This is a genomic window from Zobellella denitrificans (assembly GCF_002237365.1).
Lineage (GTDB): Bacteria > Pseudomonadota > Gammaproteobacteria > Enterobacterales > Aeromonadaceae > Oceanimonas > Oceanimonas denitrificans.
On record NZ_NMUO01000085.1, the window covers coordinates 1 to 17,550 of the forward strand.

The following is a 17,550-nucleotide window of genomic DNA, read 5'->3' on the forward strand; positions in this document are numbered from 1 at the left end:
AAGGGCCGTCCGAGACTAGGACGTAGATAGGCAGGGTGTGGAAGCGTAGCGATACGTGCAGCTAACCTGTACTAATGACCCGTGCGGCTTAACCATACAACACCCAAGAAGTGTGAGACCTTGCGGTTTCAAGAACAAATTCATCGAAGACAGCTTTTCCGGATTAAAGTTTATGCCTGGCGGCAATAGCGTTGTGGTCCCACCTGACCCCATGCCGAACTCAGAAGTGAAACGCACCCGCGCCGATGATAGTGTGGCAGCTGCCATGTGAAAGTAGGTCACTGCCAGGCACCCAATTCTGCTGATATAGCTCAGATGGTAGAGCGCACCCTTGGTAAGGGTGAGGTCCCCAGTTCGATTCTGGGTATCAGCACCATGATTTTGAAGTTTTGTTTGACTGCCATAGCGTTGTGGTCCCACCTGATCCCATGCCGAACTCAGAAGTGAAACGCACCCGCGCCGATGATAGTGTGGCAGCTGCCATGTGAAAGTAGGTCACAGTCAAACACCTATTCCAAGCCCCGCTGATAACAGCGGGGCTTTTTCGTTTCTGCTCCCAATCCGCATATTTTCTTCCTGACCGGGCCGCCTGACTGATCGCCATCATGGTGCCCGGTCGTCGCAATGGCCTACCATGAGTACTCCTGAGCGAGGAAAGCGGGACCGACTCGGAAAAAGGTGATAAAGATCACCCTTTTATATTAGGTTTTGCTGCAAAATGCCGCATAACTCGTATTTTATCTGCAAGTTAACAAGAGGTTACATCTTGTAGGCAGATAATGCAGCCGCAGCCAGTCAGAGTAACAATGTGAGCCTATGAACGATAAAAACAAGCAGATTGACATCAAGGATGTCACCGGAGCCGTGCGCTCTCATCGGCCGACGGACGAAGGCCATATCTATGTAAGGGCACAGAAGGGACAGTGGCAGCGGCTGCGCAAGCTGATGGGCTGGTTCTTCATGCTGTTGTTTGTCGTCGGTCCCTGGCTGAGTTGGGATGGCCGACAGGCGATCTTGCTGGATATCGAGCACCAGCGTTTCCATATTTTCGGCTCCACCATCTGGCCCCAGGATCTGACCCTGCTGGCCCTGCTGTTTATGGTGGCGGCATTCGGCCTGTTTTTTATCACGACCTTCCTCGGGCGGGTATGGTGCGGGTATCTCTGCCCGCAGACGGTATGGACCTTCCTTTTTATCTGGTTTGAGGAAAAGCTGGAAGGGAGCGCCAACAAGCGCCGGCAACTGGACAAGTCTCCCTGGAGTTTCAACAAGCTGTGGCGCAAAACCGCCAAGCACCTCGCCTGGCTGACGGTCTCCCTGTTTACCGGCTTTACCTTTATCGCCTATTTCGTGCCGGCGGCGGAACTGGGGCTGGGCTTGCTGACCTTTTCGGCCAGTTTCTGGCCGGCGTTCTGGGTGCTGTTTTTCGCCTTCTGTACCTATGGCAACGCCGGCTGGATGCGCACCATAATGTGCACCCATATGTGCCCCTATTCCCGTTTCCAGTCGGCCATGTTCGACAAGGACACCTATACCGTCAGTTACGACAGCGAAAGGGGCGAGAAGCGGGGACCGCGCTCCCGCAAGGCGGATCCCGGCCAGTTGGGATTGGGCGACTGTATCGACTGCGACATGTGTGTGCAGGTGTGCCCCGCCGGCATCGATATACGCGACGGCCTGCAGTACGAGTGCATCAACTGTGGTGCCTGTGTCGATGCCTGCGATCAGACCATGGAGCGGATGGGGTATGCCAAGGGCCTGATCAGCTACACCACCGAACACAAGTTGCGGCACAAGGAGACCCATGTGGCGCGGCCCAAGTTGATCGGCTACGGTGTGGTCATGGCGCTGATGCTGGCTGCCTTTGTCTACATGGCGTCCAGCATCATGCCCATGGGCATAGAGGTGATCCGGGACCGGAACCAGCTGTACCGCGAGACCACCGAAGGGTTGGTGGAAAACACCTATACTCTGAAAATCATCAACAAGACCCTGGAGCAGGAAACCTATCAGCTCAGGGTTGAAGGCATGGATGATCTGGAGTGGATAGGTCCGAGTGAAGTAACGGTGCAGGCGGGCGAGGTGCTGAGCCTGCCGATCAGCCTGTCGGCGGATCCCTACCTGTTGTCGTCCCCGGTCGGCGATATCACCTTCGTGATGAGCCGCAAGGGGGTCAACCCCGATGATCGCAAGGCCAGCCTGCAGACCGAGAGCAAGTTCTTCAGCTCCGCCCGCTGACCCTGATGGTCGCCGTTGTCTGACGGCGGCCTTTTTTCCCCTGGAGTGATATGAACTACTACCAGCTTACCCCCGATGTGATCACCGATGCCCTCGCCAGCGTCGGCATCTATGTCGACTCGGGGCTGATGGCACTGAACAGTTATGAAAACCGCGTCTACCGCTTCAAGAACGACGAGCAGGGGCCCCTGGTGGCCAAGTTTTACCGCCCGCAGCGTTGGACCCGGGAGCAGATCCTGGAAGAGCACGGCTTCCTGCAGGCGCTGGCGGATGCCGGGGTCAGGGTGGCAATCCCGCTGCGCCAGGAGCGGGAGACCCTGTTCGAATACCAGGGGATAGTATTCGCCGTATGGCCGGCGGTGGCCGGCCGTCAGTTCGAGACGGACAGCCTGGAGCAGCTCGAGGCGCTGGGCGAGCAACTGGCCCTGCTGCACCAGGTAGGAGAGCGCTTCGTCCTGCAGTCCAGGCCGGTACTGTCGACCGACGACTACCTGCACCGGGCATACGGCGTGCTGGAGCGCGAGGCCGAGTTGCCGGGCCGCTTGCGGGCGGATTTCCTGAGCCTGCTGCGGCGGCTGGTCAAGCGCGCCACCGAACTGTACCGGCCCGGCAAGCAGCTCAGCCTGCACGGTGACTGTCATGCCGGCAACCTGCTCTGGCGCGACGGGCCCTGGCTGCTCGATTTTGATGACTGCCGCCGGGGCCCGGCGGTGCAGGATCTGTGGATGATGCTCAGCGGCAGCCGGCAGGAGCAACTGGTGCAGCTGGATACCCTGCTGGCCGGCTACGAGACGGTGCGGGAGTTCGATGCGGCCGAGCTGGCCCTGATTGAGCCGCTCAGGGCGATGCGCATGGTGAACTACATGGCCTGGCTGGCGTCGCGCTGGTCCGATCCGGCCTTTCCGGCCAACTTCCCCTGGTTCAATACCGAGGGCTACTGGCAGCAGCAGATCGGCACCCTGGAAGAGCAGTTGCAGCGGCTGGACGCGCCGCCGTTGTCCTTGACGTCCTGGAACTGATTACTTACCTTGAGACAGCCTTTACTAAATGGGATTGAGTATGAAAAAGTTAGTCTTTGCCTTGTTGACCCTGTTGCTGGCTCCCCTGGCCTCGGCCGCGCCGGAGTTCAAGGAAGGAGTCGAGTATACCGTGGTGAAGGAAACGGCGAGCAGCAAGCCGGAAGTGACCGAGTTCTTTTCCTATGTCTGCCCCCATTGCTACAGCTTCCAGCCGCTGATGGACAAGCTGTCGGAGCGGGTGCCCGAGGCCGAACTGAAGAAGGTGCCGGTCCCCTTCCTGGGACGGGAGATGGGCCCCGTGCTGCAGCGGGCTTATGGTGCCGCCGTGCTGCTGGAAGTGGAGGACAAGCTGACCCCGGCCATTTTCGATCAGATCCACCGCCAGAAGAAGATGCCCAATAGCATGGATGACATCCGGGCGATTTTTGTCGCACAGGGTGTCGAGGAAAAAGCCTTCGACGGCGTGATCAACAGCTTCGCCCTGAACGGCATGGTCGCCCAGTACGACAGGGCGACCGAAAACTTCAACGTGCGCGGCACCCCGACCATAGTGGTCAGGGGCAAATACCAGCTGAACATGGGTGAAATCGGTTCGGAAGACCGGTTTTACCGGGTGGTGGAGTATCTGCTGGCGGCCGACTGAATCAGGCTTGGGATGCGGGGCCAGCCTTTCGGGGCTGGCCCCGTTCAGTTATTGCGGGGGGGAGCTGCGCTTTGCCGGCGGCATCAGGTGGATATTGGACGCCGGCTCCTGGTAATAGTCGCCCCTGGTTTGCCAATGCTCGGTAGGCAGGTGGAACAGATAGAACTTTTCCCTGTGGGTATCGGTGACGAACCCCATTCCCTGCAGCGCCAGCTCGTAATGAATGTCGGTGATAAATTCGTGGGTGAAGCGCTGGCGCCCGGACAGGGTGGCGATGTCGTGCTTGGTGAGATAGACACCGGATTTTATTTCTCCGAAACGCTCGTGCAGCCAGCCGGCAAACTCCTTGGCACTCTTCATGTTGATGTCCCTATCAAACGGTGACCGTCCCCTTAAGGTAGAGCAGTTTTTCCTTCTTTGCAGCCCTCATTGTTGCAGCCGGTGCAGCAGCTTGTCCATGGCCCTGTAGCCCAGGGCTTCTATCAGATGGGATCGGGCTATCTGGGGTTCATCGGCCAGATCGGCGATGGTCCTGGCCACCCGGATCAGTTTGTGCCAGGCCCGGATCGACAGCTTCATCCGGTGCAGGGCCTGCTCCAGGAAGACGGCATCTTCCCGGGCCAGGGGACAAAACCGGTCCAGCTCGGCGGTACCGAGTCGGGCATTGCTCTTGCCGGCCCGCGCCAATTGCCGGGCCCGGGCCGCCAGTACCCGGTCACGCACCTGTGCCGAGCTTTCCGCGGGAGGGCGCGGGCGGCTGAGCTCGCCCGGCGGCAGCAGGGGGATCTCCACCGACAGATCGAAACGGTCGAGAAAGGGGCCGGAAACCTTGCTCAGGTAGCGCAGTATCTGCTCGGAAGAGCTGCGGCTGCGACCGTCCTCGTAGTGGCCGCAGGGGCTGGGATTCATGGCGCCGATCAGCTGGAAGCGGGCGGGGAAGGTGACCCTGTGGGCGGCGCGGGAAATGGACACGCTGCCGGTTTCGAGCGGTTCGCGCAGGGCATCCAGCACCCGTCGTTCGAACTCGGTCATTTCGTCGAGGAAGAGCACCCCGTGGTGGGCCAGGGAAATTTCGCCGGGTTTGGGATAGCCGCCACCGCCGACCAGGGCCACGGCGGAGGCCGAATGGTGCGGCTGCCGGAAGGGGCGACGCAACCAGCGCGAGGGATCCAGCCCCAGGCCGCTGATGGAGCGCACGGCGGCCGATTCCAGGGCTTCCGCCTCGGTCATCGGCGGCAGCAGGCCGGGCAGGCGGCTGGCCAGCATGCTCTTGCCGGTGCCCGGCGGGCCGAGCAGCAGCAGGTTGTGCTCGCCGGCGGCGGCGATCTCCAGTGCCCGCTTGCCCCCTTCCTGCCCTATTACCTCGCTCAGGTCGGCGGCCTCCATGTCCCCGCTCGGACCGACCGGTTCCGGGGCGGCCAGCTCGCCCTGGGATCGCAACCAGGCGGTAATGGCCAGCAAATGAGGCGCCAGCAGGGCCGGGCAGGGCGAGATAAGCCCCGCCTCGTCACCGTTGCCGCTGGGCAGCACCAGCTGCCGCTCGCTGTCCCGGGCGGCCAGCACCGCGGGCAGGGCGCCCCGGACCGGCCTCAGTTCGCCGGGGAGGGCCAGCTCCCCCAGAAACTCCAGCCGGCCGAGACCGTCGGCGGGTACCTGGCCGGAGGCCGCCAGCACGGCCAGGGCGATGGGCAGATCGAAACGGCCCCCTTCCTTGGGCAGATCGGCGGGGGCCAGGTTGACGGTGATGCGCTTGGCGGGAAACTCGAAACCCGAATTGAGCAGGGCGCTGCGCACCCTGTCCCGGGCTTCCTTGACGGTGGTTTCCGGCAGGCCGACGATGTTGAACGCCGGCAGGCCGTTGGCCAGGTGGGCTTCGACGGTGACCAGCGGCGCGGTAACGCCCAGGCTGGCGCGGGCAAAAACGACGGCGAGTGACATCCCGGTCTCCCTGGTTTTTTATTTTAAGTAATGTTTTTAATGTGGTGTTTTATTCTGGTTTTGATGGGGCGATACTGGCCCCTCATTTGATTTTGTAAACAATAAAGTCTTGTCTAGTGTAGGCCATATATGCTAGTTCTATAGGCCTGTCGGGTCGGGATGTTCCGGTCCGCCCCTTATTTTTATGGTCGGTATATGAATCTGTTCGTGCGTTTCGTCAGCATTATCGTGGTCCTAGTGGTGATTATTAAATCACCGCTCGGGGCACTGTGGTCTGACGAAAAGTAGAACAACCGGCAGACAACAACGCAAAACCCCCGAGCGACCCGCTCGGGGGTTTTTTTTTTAAACCGGCTTTGGCAGCAATACAGGGACAGCAACAAGATGAACGGCGCACAGTACATTGTTCAGGCATTGAAACAACAGGGGGTAACCCAGATCTTCGGCTATCCCGGCGGCGCCATCATGCCGCTCTACGATGCCCTCTACGACGGTGGCGTCGAGCACCTGCTGTGCCGCCACGAGCAGGCGGCCGCCCTGGCGGCGGTGGGCTATGCCAGAGCCAGTGGTCAGGTGGGGGTGTGCATGGCCACCTCGGGCCCCGGAGCCACCAACCTGATCACCGGTCTGGCCGATGCCATGCTCGATTCCATTCCCGTGGTGGCCATCACCGGCCAGGTGCCCATGGCGGCGATCGGCACCGATGCCTTCCAGGAAGTGGACGTGCTGGGGATGTCCCTGTCCTGCACCAAGCATTCCTATCTGGTGGAGAACGTCGAGGATCTTGGCGATATCATCGCCGAAGCCTTCGAGGTTGCCCGCTCCGGCCGCCCCGGACCCGTGCTGATCGACGTGCCCAAGAATATCCAGGTCTCCCTGGTGGAGCCCAAGCCGTCATCTCCCTTCGTGGCCGAGCCCAACCCCCTGGATCAGGAGGCGCTGGCCCAGGCCAGGGCCCTGCTGGCGGCAGCCGAGCAGCCGGTACTCTACGTGGGCGGCGGGGTCGGCATGGCCGGCGCCGAGGCGGAATTGCGCGCTTTTGCCCGCGCTTGCCGCCTGCCGACGGTGACCACGCTGAAGGGCATCGGCACCCTGGATCCGGACGATGAGCTGTTTTTGGGCATGCTGGGGATGCACGGCACAAAAGCCGCCAACCTGGCAGTTCAGCAGAGCGATCTGCTGATCGTGGTCGGTGCCCGTTTCGACGACAGGGTCACCGGCAAGCTGGATGCCTTCGCGGTCCACGCCAAGGTGATCCACCTGGACAAGGACGCCGCCGAATTCGGCAAGGTGCGCCACGCCCACGTGGGCATGGATGCCGAATTGAAGGAGGTATTGCCCCTGCTGGGCCGGGACGAGCTGGACATCGACGACTGGCGTGACCAGTGCCGGCGGCTCAAGGCCGCCCACGGCTGGCGCTACGATCACCCGGGCGAGGCCATCTATGCCCCGCTGATGCTCAAGCAACTGAGCGAGGCGCTGGACGACAATGCCATGGTCAGCTGCGACGTGGGCCAGCACCAGATGTGGGTAGCCCAGCACATGCGCTTTACCAGCCCGCGCAACCACCTGAGCAGCGCCGGCCTGGGCACCATGGGCTTCGGCCTGCCCGCCGCCATCGGCGCCAAACTGGCCCGTCCGGAGCATACCTCGGTGCTGGTGTCGGGCGACGGCTCCTTCATGATGAACGTGCAGGAGCTGGGCACCCTCAAGCGGGCCCAGTTGCCGGTGAAGATGGTGCTGCTCGACAACCAGCGCCTCGGCATGGTGCGCCAGTGGCAGGAGCTGTTCTTCGACGGCCGCTACAGCGAAACCATCCTTACCGACAACCCGGATTTCGTGGCCATGGCCGCCGCCTTCAACATTCCCGGTGAAACCATTACCCGCAAGGAAGAGGTCGAGCCGGCCATCCAGCGCATGCTGGCCGCCGAGTCCGCCTACTTGCTGCATGTCCGTATTTCAGAGGAAGAAAACGTCTGGCCCCTGGTGCCGCCGGGCGTCGCCAACGACCAGATGATGGAGAAACAAGCATGAACCAGCACAATTTGCATATTGAAGCCCAGTTCCGCCCGGAAGTGCTTGAACGGGTACTGCGCATGACCCGCCACCGGGGTTTTCGGGTCGACGACATGGAAATGTCCACCTCGGCCGATTGTCAAAACGTCAACATTAGGGTTACTGTCAGTAGCGAAAGACCTATCCAGTTGTTAAGCCGCCAGCTTGAAAAACTGATGGATGTCACCCGCGTCGAAGCCCGGCTCATGGAACAACGACTCAGAAAAACGGCTTGAGGAAAACAATAATGTCTACCGCCAACTACATCTGGTTCAATGGAGATATGGTGCCCTGGGACAAGGCCCAGGTGCATGTGATGAGCCACGCCCTGCACTACGGCTCTTCGGTATTCGAAGGCATCCGGGCCTACAACACCCCCAAGGGGCCGGCTATCTTCCGCCTGGAAGAGCACGTGCAGCGGCTGTTCGATTCCGCCAAGATCTACCGGATGAACATTCCCTACACCAAGGCCGAGCTGATGGACGCCTGCCGGGAAGCGGTAGCCAAGAACGAACTGGACAGCGCCTACCTGCGGCCGCTGGTGTTTATCGGCAACGTCGGCATGGGCCTGAACGCGCCCAGGGACGTGCCCTGCGAAGTGATCATCGCCGCCATTCCCTGGGGCGCCTACCTGGGCGAGGAAGGACTGGCGAACGGGGTGGACGTGTGCGTGACCTCCTGGAACCGGCTGGCGCCCAACACCATGCCCACCGGCGCCAAGGCGGGCGGCAACTATCTGTCTTCCCAGCTGATCTCCGGTGAGGCCAAGCGCCACGGCTATACCGAGGGCATCTCCCTGGACGTGCACGGCCACCTGAGCGAAGGCGCGGGCGAGAACCTGTTCCTGATCAAGAACAAGGTACTCTATACCCCGCCGGTTACCGCCTGTATCCTGCCCGGTATCACCCGGGATACCCTGATGACCCTGGCCCGCGAGGCCGGCTATCAGGTGCGGGAAGAAGCCATCGCCCGCGAGGCCCTGTACCTGGCCGACGAGATGTTCATGACCGGCACCGCCGCCGAGGTGACCCCGGTGCGCAGCGTGGACGGCATCAGCCTGGGCGAGGGCAAGCGCGGTCCCGTGACCGCCGAGCTGCAGCAAGCCTTCTTCGGCCTGTTCGACGGCACCACCCAGGACAAATGGGGCTGGCTCACCCCGGTCAACTAACCACCATCACGAGAAGGGGCGCCCAGGGCGCCCCTGATGTTCCCGACTCAGGAGTAATGAAGCAATGCCAAGGTATCGTTCCGCCACCACCACCCACGGCCGCAATATGGCCGGCGCCCGCGCCCTGTGGCGCGCCACCGGCATGACCGAAGAAGATTTCGGCAAGCCGATCATCGCCGTGGTCAACTCCTTCACCCAGTTCGTGCCCGGCCACGTGCACCTCAAGGATCTCGGGCAACTGGTCGCCCGGGAAATCGAGGCCGCCGGCGGGGTGGCCAAGGAATTCAACACCATAGCGGTGGACGATGGCATCGCCATGGGCCATGGCGGCATGCTCTACAGCCTGCCCAGCCGGGAGCTGATCGCCGATTCGGTGGAGTACATGGTCAACGCCCACTGCGCCGACGCCATGGTGTGCATCTCCAACTGCGACAAGATCACCCCCGGCATGCTGATGGCCGCCCTGCGCCTCAACATCCCGGTGATCTTCGTGTCCGGCGGCCCCATGGAAGCGGGCAAGACCAAGTTGTCCGATCAGATCATCAAGCTGGATCTGGTGGACGCCATGATCCAGGGCGCCGATCCCACTGTGTCCGATGAACAAAGCGAGCAGATCGAACGCAGCGCCTGCCCTACCTGCGGCTCCTGCTCCGGCATGTTCACCGCCAACTCCATGAACTGCCTGACCGAGGCCCTGGGGCTGTCCCAGCCCGGCAACGGCTCCCTGCTGGCGACCCACGCCGATCGGGAGCAGCTGTTCAAGACCGCTGGCCACCGCATCGTCGAGCTGACCAAGCGCTACTACGAGCAGGAAGACGCCACCGCCCTGCCGCGCACCATCGCCACCAAGGCGGCGTTCGAGAACGCCATGGTGCTGGACATCGCCATGGGCGGCTCCACCAACACGGTACTGCACCTGCTGGCCGCGGCCCAGGAGGCGGACGTGGACTTCACCATGGACGATATCGACCGGTTGTCGCGTCAGGTGCCCCAGCTGTGCAAGGTGGCCCCCTCCACCCAGAAATACCATATGGAAGACGTGCACCGGGCCGGTGGCGTCATGGGCATACTGGCCGAACTGGCCCGGGCCGGCCTGCTCAAGACCGAAGTACCGACCGTGCTGGGCATGACCCTGGCCGATCAGCTGGCCCGCTACGACATCATGGTAACTCCCGACGAGGCGGTGAAAACCATGTACCGCGCCGGCCCGGCCGGTATCCGCACCACCCGGGCATTCAGCCAGGACTGCCGCTGGCCCGAGCTGGATGATGACCGCGCCGAGGGCTGCATCCGCAGCATCGATCACGCCTACAGTCAGGAAGGCGGCCTGGCGGTGCTGGCCGGCAACCTGGCCCTGGACGGTTGTATCGTCAAGACTGCCGGCGTGGCCGACGACAACCTGACCTTCCGCGGCCCGGCCCGGGTCTACGAGAGCCAGGACACCGCCGTGGCCGGCATCCTCGGCGGCGAGGTCAAGGCCGGCGAGGTGGTGGTGATCCGCTACGAAGGTCCCAAGGGCGGCCCCGGCATGCAGGAAATGCTCTACCCCACCACCTACCTCAAGTCGATGGGCCTGGGCACCAAGTGCGCCCTGATCACCGACGGCCGCTTCTCCGGCGGCACCTCCGGCCTGTCCATCGGCCACGTGTCGCCCGAGGCGGCCAACGGCGGCACCATTGCCCTGGTGCAGGACGGTGACATCATCGACATCGACATCCCGGGTCGCAGCATAGTGCTGGATGTGCCCGAGGCCGAGCTGGCCGCCCGCCGCACCGCCATGGAGGCCAGGGGCGACCAGGCCTGGCGCCCTGAAAACCGCGAGCGGGAAGTGTCCTTCGCCCTGCGCGCCTACGCCTCCCTGGCCACCAGTGCCGACAAGGGCGCGGTGCGCGATCGCAGCAAGCTGGGAGGTTAAGCGCATGGCACAGCCGGCATTGAAAGAGGCTGCCGCACCCCGCACGGCCACCGAATACCTGCGCAGGATATTGCTGTCGCCGGTGTACGAGGCGGCGCGGGTGACGCCGCTGTCGCCGCTCAAGAAGATTTCCGAGCGGCTGGGCCATCCTGTCTCGCTCAAGCGGGAAGACATGCAGCCGGTGCATTCTTTCAAGCTGCGGGGTGCCTACAACAAGATTGCCCAGCTCAGCACCGAGCAGCAGCAGAAGGGGGTGATCGCCGCCTCCGCCGGCAACCATGCCCAGGGCGTGGCCCTGTCCGCCGCCAAGCTGGGCATCGACGCCACCATAGTGATGCCGGTGGTCACCCCCGACATCAAGGTGGAGTCGGTGCGCCGGCTCGGCGGCCAGGTGGTGCTGCACGGCAACAACTTCGACGAAGCCTATGCCCATTGCCTGGAGCTGGCCCAGGCCCGGGGCCTGACCCTGATCCCGCCCTTCGACGACGAGGACGTGATCGCCGGTCAGGGCACCATAGGTCGCGAGCTGCTGGAGCAGGACACCCGCCTGACCCATGTGTTCGTGCCGGTGGGCGGAGGTGGCCTGGCCGCCGGGGTGGCGGTGTACATCAAGCAACTGCTGCCCCAGGTCAAGGTGATCGGGGTCGAGGCCGAGGGCTCCGCCTGCCTCAAGGCGGCGCTCAAGGCCGGTGAAATCGTCACCCTGGACAGGGTCAGCATGTTCGCCGACGGGGTGGCGGTGAAGCGCATGGGCACCGAGACCTTCCGCCTGTGCCAGGAATACCTGGACGGGGTGGTGACCGTGACCTCCGACGAGATCTGCGCCGCCCTCAAGGACATTTTCGAGGACACCCGCGCCATCGCCGAGCCGTCGGGGGCGCTGTCGCTGGCCGGGTTGAAGAAGTACAGCCAGGCCGGGGACTATGCCCACGCGCGCATGGCGGCCATCCTCAGCGGGGCCAACGTCAACTTCCACTCCCTGCGCTACGTCTCCGAGCGTTGCGAGCTGGGCGAGAAGCGGGAAGGGGTGCTGGCGGTGACCATTCCGGAGCGCAAGGGCGCCTTCCTGGAGTTCTGCGAGGTGCTGGGCAACCGCATGGTGACCGAGTTCAACTATCGCTACTCTTCGGAAGACAAGGCGGCGCTGCTGGTGTCGGTGCGCCTGTCCGACGGCGATCGGGAGCTGGCGCAGATCATGGCGGAGCTGGAGCAGGCCGGGTACCCGGTGGCCAACATGACCGACAACGATCTGGCCAAGTCCCATGTGCGCTACATGGTCGGCGGCCGCCCGCCCAAGCCGTTGCAGGAGCGGTTGTACAGCTTCAAGTTCCCGGAGCAGCCGGGCGCCCTGATGCGCTTTTTGCGCACCCTGGGCACCCGCTGGAACATCAGCCTGTTCCACTACCGCAACCACGGCGCTGAATACGGCCGGGTGTTGTGCGCCTTCGAACTGCCCGACGCGGATCTGGCCTCGTTCGAGAGCCACCTGGCGGAACTCGGCTACACCTGGTACGACGTCACCCAGGATCCCGCCTACCGGTTTTTCCTGGCGCATTAAACCGAGGGCTCCCGATGGGGGCCCTCTGCTTGATGACTAAAGGCGCCTGTTTCACGGGTATGAGTCGGCCAAAGGGCCAGCTCCGCCGACACGCTTCAAGTACATCCCTGTATCGCTCGGCACATGCCGTCCATGGTATGTGACGGTCGGCGGAGCCGTTCCCTTTGTCCGCCTGCTCTGACATCAGTGCTGTCTGCTTGAGACAACCTAAAGCTTTCGCTTCCATCTATGGTCTTCTTATGAAAGGCGGCTTAACCCACCCGCAACATTGTTCACAATAATGTATTGATCAATGTCGGTCCTCCTGCTCTAATTCTCGCCGTTCCCTTTTCCTGTGCAGGAGTGTCCTCGATGGCGCTGTTGTCCGCGATGCTGGCCGGTATCAGCCAGATCTATTTTGTGAATCACCTCCTGGCCGGGCTGCTGATGCTGCTGGCGGTGGCCTGGGTCTCGCCCTGGATGGCGCTGCTGATGGTGCTGGCGGTGGCGGCGGCCACCCTGCTGGCCTGCTGGCGGCGCTGGGAGCCGGCGGCCTGGCGGGACGGCCTGTTCGGTTTCAACGCCGCCCTGGTGGGGCTGGCCATCGGCCTGTTCGCGCCACCCGGCCCGGCCTGGCTGGCGCTGGCGATCCTGGGTGGTGCCCTGAGCGCCGCCATCTACGCCGGACTGCGCCGGCTGGCCGGCATTCCCTGGTATACGCTGCCCTTCAACCTGCTGGTGCTGCCGGCCCTCTATCTGTACGGCAGCCGGCTGATCGAGGTGCCAGAGGGGCACCAGTTCGCGTTGTCGGCGGTGGGCCAGGTGGTGTTTCTGCCCGACAGCTTCTCTGCCCTGCTGATCTGCGCCGCCCTCTTGCTGGCGGGGGCCGGCCTGCTGGCCTGGGCGGTGATCGGCGGCGTACTGGCCAGCCTGGTCGCTTGGGGCCTGGGCGTCGGTACCGATGTCATTACCTTCGGCCTGGCCGGCTACAACGGGGTGCTGGCTGCCATCGGCCTGTACTGGCACCGGCTGCCGGTGGCCTGGATACTGGCGGGCGTCACGGCCGCCGGGCTGATGAGCGGCCTGATGCTGCGGCTGGGGCTGCCCATGCTGACCCTGCCCTTCGTGCTCAGTTGCTGGCTGTGCCTGGCGCTGCGCCGCGGTATCTGTTATCAGGGTAATAAACGCATTCAAGACAGGGAGAAAACATGAAACTGGGATTTATCGGCATCGGCCTGATGGGCCAGCCCATGACGCAACGGCTGTTGCAGGCGGGGTTCGAGGTGCGGGTGTGGAACCGCAGCCCGGACAAGCTGGCGGCGGTGAAGGCGGCCGGCGCCATCGAGGCGGCCAGCATCGCCGAACTGGTGGAGCAGGTGGATCTGGTGCTGCTGTGCCTGGCCAACACCGCGGTGGTGGAAGAGGTGGTGTTCGGCGCCGGCGGCGTGGCTGGCCACGGCCGGGCCGGCCAGCTGCTGGTGGACTTTTCCAGTTCGGATCCGGAGGCGACCAAGGCCTTCGCCGCCCGGCTGCAGGCCGCCTGTGGCATGGGCTGGGTGGATTCGCCGGTATCCGGCGGCGTGGCCGGGGCCGAGGCCGGCACCCTGGCCATCATGTGCGGCGGTGAGGCGGCGGACATAGAGCGCATTCGCCCGGTGCTCGCGCTTCTGTCCCAGCGGGTCACCCACATGGGACCGGTCGGGGCCGGGCAGGTCACCAAGGTATGCAACCAGATGATAGTGGGCTGCAACCTGATGGTGCTGGCGGAGATGATGGCGCTGGCCAAGGCCTGTGGGGTGGCGGCGGACAGGATCCCCGAGGCCCTGGCCGGCGGCTTCGCCGACTCCAAACCCATGCAGCTCACCGGCCCGCTGATGGCGGCGGAGTCGGATCCGGATCCCAAGTGGCATGTGCGCACCCTGCTCAAGGATCTGGACATGGCGGTGGCCCAGAGCCAGCGCGCCGGCAGCGCCACCCCCATGTCCGGGCTGGCCGCCCAGCTGATGCGCCAGCACGGCGGCCAGGGCTACCTGGAGCGGGATCCCGCCACCCTGATCCGGCTGTACAAGCCGTAATTAAAAAGGGAGCCGCGATGGCTCCCTTTCTGGTTCAGGCCGGCGGCCGGTTCACAGCGCCAGGCTGTGGCGGTAGTAGTCGTTGGCCTTGGCCAGGTCCTTGCGCTTTTCCGCCAAGCCGGCCAGCAGCACGTAGTCGCGGGCGCTGGGCTTGAGCGCCACCGCCTGTTGCAGGTGCTCTTCGGCCTCCTTGGGCTTGTTGTCCTTCAGGTACAGCTGGCCCAGGGCGGAGTGCAGCTCGGGCAGGCTTTCCTTCTTCGCCTTTTTCTCCAGGGTGCTGAGCAGCGGATGGTAGTCGCCCAGCTGCAGCCGGGTCAGGCAGGTCAGCAACTGGGGATCCGTCTGCTTGTCGAGCCCCTCCAGCAGCAGCTGCTGGGCTTCCTTGTGGGCCTTGAGCCCGATCAGCCGGTCGCACAGGGGGGCCAGCAGGTCGGCGCGGTACTTGTCCTTGCGCGGCAGTTCCTGCCACAGGGCGATCAATCCCTCGCTGCCGTCGCGTTTGGCGGTGCTGTCGAACCAGCCGGCGTAGGCCTGCTGCTGCAGCGCCTGTTTGTCGTCGGCGTCGAGCAGGCCCTTGCCGGACAGCGCATCCAGGGTGGCCAGCAGCCGTTGCCATTCGCCGGTGACCTGGTAGACGTCCTTCTGCAGCTTGAGGATGGCCGGCTGGGCACCGTACTCCTTCTCCAGTTGCTGGACGCCGGCCAGGGCCTGCTCGTACTGGCCCTGCTGGTACTGCAGCCGGGCCTGGGTGATGCCCACCGCCAGGCCGGCGCCGGGGCTCTGCTCCTGGGCCTGCCGCAGGTAGTCGTCGCGCTTTGCTTCAAGGCCCTGGGCCTGGGCGGCGGTGGCGGCGTTCAGGTAGTTGAGCAGCGCCAGATCGTTGCCCTTGGTGCCCTTGACCAGCATCTTCTCGGCGGTGGCGTAGTCCTCCGCCACCAGCGCCTGCATGCCGCTCTGGGTGTAGCTCAGCGCCTTGCGCCGGCGACGGCCCATAAACCAGCCGCGGGTGCGGTGGCTCAGGCCGAAGACGCGGCCCAGCAGCCATTCGAGGAACAGCATCAGCAGGTAGAACAGCACCGCCGCCACCAGGAAGACGGTGACCGTGGTTTCGATGGTGTAATTGCCGGCGGCCACCAGCACATAGCCCTGGCGGCCGGTGAGATCCGGCCCTATCACCAGGCCGGCCACCAGCATGGCGACGATAATGGCAAGACGTATCATGGTCACCCCCTTACAGGCCGGTCAGCAGGCGTTGCAGCCGGTCGTCCAGCAACTGCTGCAGGCGATCCTGGGCGGTGAACTGCTCGGGATAATCCACATCGATCTGCTGGCCGCTGAGTTGCTCTATCTGCTCCAGCATGAACTGGCGCACGCTGTCGTCGGCGAAATAGTCCTGCAGCCACTGGCGGGACTGGGCCAGGGCGCTGTCGTACACTTCCTGCTGCTCGCGATAGACCGCCAGCTGGGCCTGCAGCAGCTTGCCCTTGAGGTTTTCGCTCAGGTACCAGTGCTGCTGGGGCGACAGCAGGGCTTCGACGTTGCCGTCGCGGCGGCGCACCGTCACGAAGTTGTCGCTGAAGCTGGCCCAGCTCTTCTTCAGGTTTTCCTGCCAGTCACCGATATCGCCGGACAGGGTGAAGTCCGGCTCCTCGGCCCGGGCCATGATCACCCCGGCGAGCTGGAGCCGGTCGACCTGCTCGTTGATGTTGTTGAGTTTGATCACCAGGCCTTCCCGGTCGACCTTCTGCACCGACTTGATGCCGGCGATGTCTTCCGCCAGGGCCTGGCGGATGGGGATCAGGGAGGGATCGTTGAGGGCTGCCAGGCGCTCGTCGGCATTGGCCAGCATCATGGCCGCGGCCACCACGTCCTGCTCCAGCCACATCTTGCGGCCGGCCATGCGCACCAGGTATTCGGCTTCCGCCAGCATCCAGTCGTTGGGCCGCTTGCTGTCCAGATCCAGCACCTTGCGCGACAGGCCGTCGAGCTGCTCGGCGGTGGTGTTCTGGCTGTTGAGGAGATCTTTGAGCCTGGCCTCCTGCTCGGTCCGGGCGGCCTGCAGGGCGCCTTGCTGCTGGGCCAGTTCCGCCTGCAGCCGGTTCAGCTGCTCGGCCTGGGCCACCGCCTGGTTATGGCCGTGCCAGTACAGGCCGGCAGTGAGTCCCAGGGCCAGGACGATGGCGGCGATGGCCAGGCCCTTGGCGGAGGAGGTGTTTGCCTTGGCGGGTGGCTGGGTGGCTGCTGCGTCTGCCTTGGCGGATCCCGCCGCCGCTGTGGTGTCGGCCTGGACGGGGTCGGCCGCCGTGGTGCCGGTCAGGGTGTTTTCTTGGTTGTCTTTATTGTCTGTCATTCCGTTTCCTCTCATCCAGGGCGGCGATCAGCGCCTGGCTGGATGCAGCTTCTGCATTAATGACCCGAGTGAACCCCAGCTCCCTGGCGCTGTCCGCCACCCGGATACTGGGCACAATCAATAAACGGCTTAGCAGCCAGTCCTTTGCATGGGGGCTTGCCAGCTGAAAAACATGCCTGAGCAAGCCACCGCTGGTGACGATAATACTGTCGACCCCCGCGCTCTGCCAGTTTTTAACCAGGCTGCCGCCCGGGTCGGGGCGATAGTGGCGGCGGTAGACCTCGCAGTAGTCCACCCGGGCACCGCGCCCGGCCAGGGTGGGGGCAATCAGGTGGCGGCCGCCGTCGCCGCGCAGGATCAGCACCCGGTGCCCCTCGAGCCGTTGCAGCCCGGGCAGGGAGATGATGCCTTCGGAGCGGGGATCCTCGGGCACGGCGGCGTGCGCCACGCCCACGGCAGCCAGGGCCCGGCCCGTGGCTTCGCCCACGGCCACGTTGCCGCAGGCCGGCCAGGCCAGACCCAGCCGGTTCAGCGGATTATCGGCGAAAGTCACCCCCGGTACGCTGACCCCTGTCACAGGAGCCCCACGGCCGACGGCGGCGAGCTACTCCG

At 64.0% G+C, this 17,550-nt stretch carries 15 protein-coding genes, 1 tRNA gene and 3 rRNA genes; 14 read left to right on the forward strand and 5 right to left on the reverse strand.

Translation table 11 applies throughout. The features are described 5' to 3' along the window. The 7 genes from CGX12_RS15400 to CGX12_RS15430 all read left to right on the forward strand — a co-directional run. A 23S ribosomal RNA gene (locus tag CGX12_RS15400) occupies positions 1–96 on the forward strand; the annotation flags it as partial. Positions 97–175: 79 nt separating this feature from the next. After that, a 5S ribosomal RNA gene (gene rrf, locus CGX12_RS15405) occupies positions 176–290 on the forward strand. A 10-nt stretch (positions 291–300) separates the two neighbouring features. Beyond that, positions 301–376: transfer RNA gene (locus CGX12_RS15410), tRNA-Thr, on the forward strand. A 16-nt stretch (positions 377–392) separates the two neighbouring features. After that, positions 393–507: ribosomal RNA gene (gene rrf / locus CGX12_RS15415) — 5S ribosomal RNA — on the forward strand. A gap of 309 nt (positions 508–816) precedes the next feature. Continuing rightward, the gene (gene ccoG, locus CGX12_RS15420) at positions 817–2,238 is read left to right on the forward strand and encodes a cytochrome c oxidase accessory protein CcoG (RefSeq protein ID WP_094040743.1); all 1,422 of its coding nucleotides are present in this window, start codon (positions 817–819) and stop codon (positions 2,236–2,238) included. 50 nt (positions 2,239–2,288) lie between these two features. Further along, positions 2,289–3,257 carry a serine/threonine protein kinase gene (locus tag CGX12_RS15425; RefSeq protein ID WP_094040744.1) on the forward strand — a complete coding sequence of 323 codons (969 nt, stop codon included), beginning with the start codon at positions 2,289–2,291 and terminating at the stop codon, positions 3,255–3,257. Positions 3,258–3,297: 40 nt separating this feature from the next. Beyond that, on the forward strand, positions 3,298–3,900 hold the full coding sequence (locus tag CGX12_RS15430; RefSeq protein WP_094040745.1) for a thiol:disulfide interchange protein DsbA/DsbL: 603 nt from the start codon (positions 3,298–3,300) through the stop codon (positions 3,898–3,900). A gap of 48 nt (positions 3,901–3,948) precedes the next feature. On the opposite strand, the gene CGX12_RS15435 is transcribed toward CGX12_RS15430, so the two are convergent. After that, a complete protein-coding gene (locus tag CGX12_RS15435; RefSeq protein WP_094040746.1) occupies positions 3,949–4,260 on the reverse strand; it encodes a hypothetical protein in 312 nt (103 codons plus the stop codon). Positions 4,261–4,326: 66 nt separating this feature from the next. Continuing rightward, positions 4,327–5,838 (reverse strand): YifB family Mg chelatase-like AAA ATPase, encoded by a 1,512-nt coding sequence (locus CGX12_RS15440; protein ID WP_094040747.1) that lies wholly within the window; start codon positions 5,836–5,838, stop codon positions 4,327–4,329. Positions 5,839–6,222: 384 nt separating this feature from the next. Here CGX12_RS15440 and ilvG point away from each other — a divergent pair, with 384 nt between their 5' ends. The 7 genes from ilvG to CGX12_RS15475 all read left to right on the forward strand — a co-directional run bounded on the left by ilvG (position 6,223) and on the right by CGX12_RS15475 (position 14,588). Continuing rightward, on the forward strand, positions 6,223–7,872 hold the full coding sequence (gene ilvG, locus CGX12_RS15445) for an acetolactate synthase 2 catalytic subunit (protein ID WP_094040748.1): 1,650 nt from the start codon (positions 6,223–6,225) through the stop codon (positions 7,870–7,872). Next, positions 7,869–8,129: an acetolactate synthase 2 small subunit gene (gene ilvM, locus CGX12_RS15450; RefSeq protein WP_094040749.1), complete on the forward strand. Its 261-nt coding sequence runs from the start codon at positions 7,869–7,871 to the stop codon at positions 8,127–8,129. Before ilvG ends, ilvM begins: the two co-directional genes overlap by 4 nt. 11 nt (positions 8,130–8,140) lie before the next feature. Further along, positions 8,141–9,061, forward strand: coding sequence for a branched-chain amino acid transaminase (locus CGX12_RS15455; RefSeq protein WP_094040750.1), 921 nt, complete (start codon positions 8,141–8,143; stop codon positions 9,059–9,061). A gap of 64 nt (positions 9,062–9,125) precedes the next feature. Beyond that, entirely contained in the window at positions 9,126–10,976 is a 1,851-nt protein-coding gene (gene ilvD / locus CGX12_RS15460; protein ID WP_094040751.1) for a dihydroxy-acid dehydratase, read from the forward strand. A 4-nt stretch (positions 10,977–10,980) separates the two neighbouring features. Further along, positions 10,981–12,534: a threonine ammonia-lyase, biosynthetic gene (ilvA, locus tag CGX12_RS15465; RefSeq protein WP_094040752.1), complete on the forward strand. Its 1,554-nt coding sequence runs from the start codon at positions 10,981–10,983 to the stop codon at positions 12,532–12,534. A 351-nt stretch (positions 12,535–12,885) separates the two neighbouring features. After that, positions 12,886–13,725, forward strand: coding sequence for an urea transporter (locus CGX12_RS15470; protein WP_094040753.1), 840 nt, complete (start codon positions 12,886–12,888; stop codon positions 13,723–13,725). Beyond that, on the forward strand, positions 13,722–14,588 hold the full coding sequence (locus CGX12_RS15475; RefSeq protein ID WP_094040754.1) for an NAD(P)-dependent oxidoreductase: 867 nt from the start codon (positions 13,722–13,724) through the stop codon (positions 14,586–14,588). The genes CGX12_RS15470 and CGX12_RS15475 overlap by 4 nt, the downstream gene beginning before the upstream one ends. A gap of 51 nt (positions 14,589–14,639) precedes the next feature. On the opposite strand, the gene CGX12_RS15480 is transcribed toward CGX12_RS15475, so the two are convergent. The 3 genes from CGX12_RS15480 to CGX12_RS15490 are packed head-to-tail and all read right to left on the reverse strand — an operon-like array spanning position 14,640 to position 17,515. Continuing rightward, positions 14,640–15,809, reverse strand: a complete 1,170-nt coding sequence (locus tag CGX12_RS15480) for a heme biosynthesis HemY N-terminal domain-containing protein (RefSeq protein WP_094040755.1) — start codon at positions 15,807–15,809, stop codon at positions 14,640–14,642. Between the two features lie 10 nt (positions 15,810–15,819). Continuing rightward, entirely contained in the window at positions 15,820–16,938 is a 1,119-nt protein-coding gene (locus CGX12_RS15485) for a uroporphyrinogen-III C-methyltransferase (protein ID WP_094040756.1), read from the reverse strand. Beyond that, positions 16,925–17,515 (reverse strand): uroporphyrinogen-III synthase, encoded by a 591-nt coding sequence (locus tag CGX12_RS15490; protein ID WP_094040757.1) that lies wholly within the window; start codon positions 17,513–17,515, stop codon positions 16,925–16,927. Before CGX12_RS15490 ends, CGX12_RS15485 begins: the two co-directional genes overlap by 14 nt. Between the last annotated feature and the right edge of the window lie 35 nt (positions 17,516–17,550).